Origin of the sequence: Allomesorhizobium camelthorni (genome assembly GCF_011045125.1) — a bacterium.
GTDB classification, from domain to species: domain Bacteria; phylum Pseudomonadota; class Alphaproteobacteria; order Rhizobiales; family Rhizobiaceae; genus Allomesorhizobium; species Allomesorhizobium camelthorni.
Genome location: NZ_JAAKZF010000176.1, coordinates 1 through 4,922 on the forward strand (window position 1 = coordinate 1; position 4,922 = coordinate 4,922).

At 60.2% G+C, this 4,922-nt stretch carries 6 protein-coding genes; 2 read left to right on the top strand and 4 right to left on the bottom strand.

Features of this window, described 5'->3' with window-relative positions; translation table 11 throughout:
* Positions 1 to 100: 100 nt before the first annotated feature.
* Both G6N73_RS34630 and G6N73_RS34635 read right to left on the bottom strand, forming a co-directional pair.
* A complete protein-coding gene (locus G6N73_RS34630) occupies positions 101 to 253 on the bottom strand; it encodes a hypothetical protein (protein WP_165034385.1) in 153 nt (50 codons plus the stop codon).
* A 311-nt stretch (positions 254 to 564) separates the two neighbouring features.
* Positions 565 to 870 carry a DUF982 domain-containing protein gene (locus tag G6N73_RS34635; RefSeq protein WP_165034386.1) on the bottom strand — a complete coding sequence of 102 codons (306 nt, stop codon included), beginning with the start codon at positions 868 to 870 and terminating at the stop codon, positions 565 to 567.
* Between the two features lie 499 nt (positions 871 to 1,369).
* Between G6N73_RS34635 and G6N73_RS34640 the strand changes: the two genes are divergently transcribed.
* Entirely contained in the window at positions 1,370 to 1,801 is a 432-nt protein-coding gene (locus G6N73_RS34640) for a hypothetical protein (protein ID WP_165034387.1), read from the top strand.
* Between the two features lie 52 nt (positions 1,802 to 1,853).
* Here the strand turns inward: G6N73_RS34640 and G6N73_RS34645 are convergent, their stop codons facing one another.
* Both G6N73_RS34645 and G6N73_RS34650 read right to left on the bottom strand, forming a co-directional pair.
* Positions 1,854 to 2,318, bottom strand: a complete 465-nt coding sequence (locus G6N73_RS34645; RefSeq protein WP_165034388.1) for a phasin — start codon at positions 2,316 to 2,318, stop codon at positions 1,854 to 1,856.
* Positions 2,319 to 2,365: 47 nt separating this feature from the next.
* Complete coding sequence (locus G6N73_RS34650) at positions 2,366 to 2,731, bottom strand: hypothetical protein (RefSeq protein ID WP_165034389.1); 366 nt, start codon at positions 2,729 to 2,731, stop codon at positions 2,366 to 2,368.
* A 204-nt stretch (positions 2,732 to 2,935) separates the two neighbouring features.
* Between G6N73_RS34650 and G6N73_RS34655 the strand changes: the two genes are divergently transcribed.
* The coding region (locus G6N73_RS34655; protein ID WP_165034390.1) for a homocysteine S-methyltransferase family protein at positions 2,936 to 4,922 on the top strand (1,987 nt) is incomplete at its 3' end.

Here is a 4,922-nt window from a genome sequence, read left to right on the forward strand (position 1 = left end):
CGCGGCTATCGTCTTTGCCGACGCGTCACCTAAGAGCCGCCTCTGGCCGCGCCGCAAACAGCAACCCCAAGTTTGTGACGATGTCTCGCGACTCCTAAATTTATACAATCTGTCTTGCACTGCCGGTTAGAACCTCGCTGAGCGGCATGGATTTCGCGACCTCTTCCGGTCGTGCGACATGCAGTTCGGCGAGATACCAACCGGTCTTCGCGCCGGCGGCACCGATCCCCAGCCGGCGGAGATTGTCGAGCACATGCTGCCGTTCCTCGGCGGAAGCAAAGCGCCGCTGCCGAAACAGTTGTTGATGAGGACAGCCAAAGTGGGTCTGTGCGCTGGGGGACGATAGTTGATCCGCTATATGCCCTTAGGGCCGCGACCTTCGCCCCGCGCAGCCTGGCATTTGCGTGGTTGCACGCCAGTCGTTCTCCTCGACGGTACCCGCATCCGGCGCGGGCTGGTGTTATTCTGCCGCCGCCTTTAGTCGTTGCCTTGCCCAACAAGGCGACCGGGCAGCCTGGCTTATGCGGGGTTCTTGGCGGCAAAGGAGGCGGACACGGAATGAGGCTACACCTGCGCCTGTCCACCGCCCGAATTGGAAGCAGCGATCCACGGCGTTACCGCCTCGAGGTCTTCCAGGATCCCGGCCCGTTTCGCGAAGCCAACAAAGGCATCGCGCGCCACGCCCAGCGGCTTAAGCCCACCATACGCTTGATAGCATGCCCGAAGGGCAGTTTCATGGATCAGGCTGCGGCGACCCTCCGGCCATTCCTCCAGAAACTCGATCGCGCCTTTGAGATCGACAATCTCCTGCACGAGGTAGGATGATCCACGCTTGACGAAGACGGGGTTGCTGAATGCCGTGACGTTCATTGGTTCCTCCAAATTGTCGAATGGCTCGGGCGTGTGAAGAAGCCGCCGTTGGGATTTCGGCGACCATCGCAGAATGTGTTGTCAGCCTGATGACGGTTCAAGATGGCGCATGCCGCGCCAGCAGCCAACGGCCTGCGGGCACGATGCCGACTTTGCTTGCGGCGCCCTTCGGCGGCCCGGCGAGTTCCACAACGCTCTTCCCGTATTGTGCTGAGAAATCATCTCGTGGATCGCCACGGAGAGTCGAGAAGGGCCGGCCGCTGTTCCGGAAAGGCGCGCACCCTACCGCGCAGGAAAGGATCTCAATTGGAAAGCGGCTTCTCGAAGCCTTCGGGGGCACGGCTGCATAAGCCTTGCCCGAAAGGTACAACTGCAGCCGAGCCGCGGGATCATCACGCCGGGCGCGTGAACGCCGAAAGCCTTAATTCGTCTCTTTCTTCAATCCCGCCATAGCGATCGAAGTTTTTCCGCGGCCCGATCTGGTTCCTGAAGCACAGCTATGACGATAGCCAAGCAGCAGACCGCCACAATGGCGAATATCGTCGTGAGGTACAAACTGTCGATCATTCCAAGCATTTCCATTTCGAACCGCCTCCGCTGTTCTCCAAGGTTATGGACTCGTGGCGATCGCGCAAGCCTCAATCAGGCAGTGGCGGCCACTTCTCCCTTTACCTCGGTCCGCAGGACGCCGATCGAGCTGTTGCCCGCACGGTGCTACAAAACGATCTATGCGAGCGTAGTGCACGGCCACAAATTTCGCCGGGCCGCCGAATCTCTGCAAGCCAAAACGGCATCGCTGCCCGCGGGCAATTGGTTACTGGCGGGCATGCGCCCGTCTTCCGATATTCAAGGCAAGAAACGATTGGGATCATTTGCCTCTCACGGTGGGACTTTGGACCTACGCAAATGGCACAATCGCCTCAGACCATGATCCCGAAACGCGGAATACCAGTTTTCGGAAAAGATCGTGGTCAACAAGAATGTCAGGCGGCCTTGAGTTCCTTGAAAACCTTCTCGAAGGCGTCCTTGACCGGCTTGGACACTTCCTCGGCGGCCTTGGCGGTCACGGCCTGGATGTCCTTGGCCTGCTCGACGCTCATCTCGACGCGCTTGCGCAGGAAGACCGTCTGCAACTCGACGACTTCCGACAGCGATTTCGCGCCAACCAGGGCTTCGAGGTGCGAGAAGTCGGCTTCGGCATTGGCGCGCAGAGCGGCAATCGTCTTGAGTGACAGCTCGTTGCCGGCGGTCATGGCGGTCTCGACGGTCGACTCGAGAGCCTTCTGGGTCGTCTCGGCGCCGGTCTTCAATTTCGAAAAGGCTTCCTTCGACTGCTCGACGCCCTTTTCGGCGACAGCGCGGAACTGGTCGGTAACCTTGGACGGGTCGAAGGTCGGAAATGCGGCGTTCTCGATGGTGTCGGTGGTCTTGTCAGCGGTCTTGGACATGTTTTCCATCCTTTTGGGTGGACGGCCTTGCACAAAAGCCATCTCGTTCATTTACGAAGCTGACGTAACGGAATTATGAAACCGGCATAGCGGAATTTATTGCAGTCATTTTTTTGCGCGCTGCGCCATGATTTTTGGCCCCAGCGCTGACCGAACGCCGATTTTTCGCAGACGGGGCGTGCTGTTTGTGAATCAAGCCGAGTGAACCCCCATTGAAGCGCGAACTGGGAGGCAATCGCCAAATCCAATCTCGCGGTTATCGTGCCGGCCGGAATGGTTCGCCACTTCAACGTCGTTGATGACCCGCAGAAGATCGACTTCCTGACCTTCCCACCCCGTTGCAAGCCAGATGGCCGGCGGTGAAGGCTGGGCAGTATTTTAATCATGCAGGCGGAATCGATGAATTCCTGCATGCGTACCACACAGAACTTCTGGCCAAAAGATTGTGGAGTTCTGCTGGCCGATTGAGGTCGAGCCTCGCCCCGGAATCCGGTCAATTTGCATCATGCGATGTTCACGGTAGCACGCTACCACCTTGAACAACCATCAATGATATATTGACATAAAGATATCTTTATGTGAGCCTCATGTCGCATCAGGAATGAAAAGCGTCGCTTATGTCCTCAGTCGATCAACTCTTCGGGCCGGTAGCAGCCAAGTCTGACGGCTCCGAATTGCTCGCCGCGCTACGGTCGGCTGCGCGCGAGCGCATCCTGTTCCTCGACGGTGCCATGGGCACGCAGATCCAGGACCTGGGCTTCCACGAGGATCAATTCCGCGGAGACCGGTTCCTGGGCTGCTCTTGCCATCAGCAGGGCAACAACGATCTTTTGATCCTGACCCAGCCGCAGGCGATCGAAGACATTCACTATGCCTATGCCAAGGCCGGCGCGGACATCATCGAGACGAATACCTTCTCCTCGACGCGCATCGCGCAGGCCGATTACGGCATGGAGGACATGGTCTATGAGCTGAACCGCGACGGTGCGCGGCTGGTGCGGCGCGCGGCGATTCGCGCCCAGCAGGAGGACGGCAGGCGCCGCTTCGTCGCCGGCGCGCTTGGCCCGACCAATCGGACGGCTTCGATGTCGCCGGACGTAAACAATCCCGGCTTTCGAGCCATCACCTTCGACGACCTGCGTCTCGCCTATGGCGAGCAGCTGCGTGGCCTGATCGACGGTGGCGCCGACATCATTCTGATCGAGACGATCTTCGACACGCTGAACGCAAAGGCGGCGATCTTCGCTGCCGAAGAGATTTTCGCCGAGAAGGGTGTATGGTTGCCGGTGATGATCTCCGGCACGATCACCGACCTGTCCGGCCGCACGCTTTCCGGCCAGACGCCGACCGCCTTCTGGCATTCGGTGCGCCACGCCAAACCCTTCACGGTCGGGCTCAACTGCGCGCTCGGCGCCGCCGCCATGCGGCCGCATCTGGCCGAGCTTTCTTGTGTTGCCGATACCTTCATCTGCGCCTATCCGAACGCCGGCCTGCCCAACGCCTTCGGCCAATATGACGAGAGCCCCGAATTTATGGCCTCCCAGGTCGAGGAATTCGCCCGCGAGGGGCTAGTCAATGTCGTCGGCGGGTGCTGCGGGTCCACGCCGGACCATATCGCCGCGATCGCCGAAGCGGTGAGCAGGCACAAGCCGCGCTCGCTGCCGAAGGCGAAGACGTTGATGAGGCTTTCCGGCCTCGAGCCGTTTACGCTCACCAAAGACATCCCCTTCGTCAATGTTGGCGAGCGCACGAACGTCACCGGCTCCGCGAAGTTCAGGAAGCTGATCACGGCCGCAGACTACGCCGCCGCCCTCGATATAGCCCGCGACCAGGTCGCCAACGGCGCGCAGATCATCGACGTCAACATGGACGAGGGGCTGATCGACTCGAAAAAGGCCATGGTCGAATACCTCAACCTCATCGCCGCCGAACCCGATATAGCCCGCGTGCCGGTGATGATCGACAGCTCCAAATGGGAGGTGATCGAAGCAGGCCTGAAATGCGTACAAAGCAAGCCTGTCGTGAACTCGATTTCCATGAAGGAAGGCGAGGAGGCGTTCCTGCACCACGCCAAACTCTGCCGCATGTACGGCGCGGCGGTTGTTGTGATGGCATTCGACGAGCAGGGCCAGGCGGACACCAAGGCACGCAAGGTCGAGATCTGCACCCGCGCCTACAGGCTGCTGACCGAGCAGGCGGGCTTTGCGCCCGAGGATATCATCTTCGATCCCAATGTCTTTGCCGTCGCCACCGGTATTGAGGAGCACGACAATTACGGCGTCGATTTCATCGAGGCGACCGGCGAGATCACATCGACCCTGCCGCATGTTCACATCTCCGGCGGCGTGTCCAATCTCTCCTTCTCGTTTCGCGGCAACGAACCGGTGCGCGAGGCCATGCACGCTGTGTTCCTCTACCACGCCATCCAGCGCGGCATGGACATGGGCATCGTCAATGCCGGACAGCTCGCCGTCTACGACACGATCGAGCCGGAGCTGCGCGAGGCCTGCGAGGATGTCGTGCTCAACCGAACGCCCAAGGCTGGCGCCACCGCGACGGAGCGGATGCTGGAGATCGCCGAGCGTTTCAAGGGCACGGCCGGCA

Coding starts and splice junctions, on each gene's coding strand:
- G6N73_RS34635 (WP_165034386.1), bottom strand. CDS start 870: ATGAACGTCACGGCATTCAGCAACCCCGTCTTCGTCAAGCGTGGATCA.
- G6N73_RS34640 (WP_165034387.1), top strand. CDS start 1,370: ATGACGATAGCCAAGCAGCAGACCGCCACAATGGCGAATATCGTCGTG.
- G6N73_RS34645 (WP_165034388.1), bottom strand. CDS start 2,318: ATGTCCAAGACCGCTGACAAGACCACCGACACCATCGAGAACGCCGCA.
- G6N73_RS34650 (WP_165034389.1), bottom strand. CDS start 2,731: ATGCAGGAATTCATCGATTCCGCCTGCATGATTAAAATACTGCCCAGC.